Here is a 1,091-nt window from a genome sequence, read left to right on the forward strand (position 1 = left end):
CTCATTAATAGAATTGAAATAATAGTAGTCGCCCATTAGGTTAGTAACCTGATGAATATAATCTGCAGCAGGCCTCCTTTTTTTACTTTTTTCTACAAGTCCTGAATATCCAAATGAAGTTCCGGGATCGGTCCCTGGATCATTGTTATCATATAATTGGTAATAAAACACCTTATCAATTCCTAATCTGGCATACAATAAACCTAAACGGAGCAACCAATCTGCCTGGGTAATAAGATTAGACTTTGATCCTATCGGAATAGCTCTTTGAACACTTTTTTCACTTATGTCATATCCGGTTTCAGTAGACCATACTGGCATGTTTCCTAGTTTTGACGATAAATCAGTGAAACTTTTCGCAATTTTAGTCATTTCATTAGTTTCAGGAGCAACTCCTCTCTTTTTACTTTTGAACCTTGCAAACCATCCTGTATAATCATTAGAATACATATGATAATTTATAACATCAAAACATAAATCAACCTCACCATTCTTTTTATATCCCCTATTCTTTTTACACCACTCAACCATCCGCTCTACAAACTCTACATTTGGTTTTGCTAACCCTCCCATAACAACATTCATAGTAGAATCGGCTGTTTTAACTCCTACACCTTTTCCTAATTTGCCTTTGTGGCCATCGTAAAATGCTGAAAGCTGAGCTGCATATTCTTCAGGACTTTGTTCACAATCTTTACCTTTCCACCATTTATCAGGCTCGTTACTACTTTCTATGTATTTTATATAGCCTAAACCTATAATTGGTTCATGAGATTCCTTAGGAACTTTTATMAGGTTTTTATTGATTTTCTTATTTTGTCCGTATCTGGCGGCAAACTGAAAGCCGGCCTTTCCAATTTCTATGTATGATAATGGTGCATCTCTTTTGTCTCCGAATTTTATTGGCATCAAATCTCGCTGACGCCTGTGTTCAGGGTACGTATTTATTAGCCAGCTGGGTGTAACCTGTAAATCTACTACCACCAACATACTATCTTTAAAACACTTTTGATAAATTTCATCATAACTCCATCCGCCCTCGGGCTTATGGTTAAATCTAAAAACATCTTTTTCAGGTTCAATCCTTTCCC

At 36.1% G+C, this 1,091-nt stretch carries 1 protein-coding gene; it reads right to left on the reverse strand.

Annotated elements, in window-relative coordinates; all coding sequences use genetic code 11:
• The coding region (locus AC1DG9_RS27265) for a hypothetical protein (RefSeq protein ID WP_477635718.1) at positions 1–1,091 on the reverse strand (1,091 nt) is incomplete at both ends.

This window comes from Pedobacter sp. 05L430, assembly GCF_056397585.1.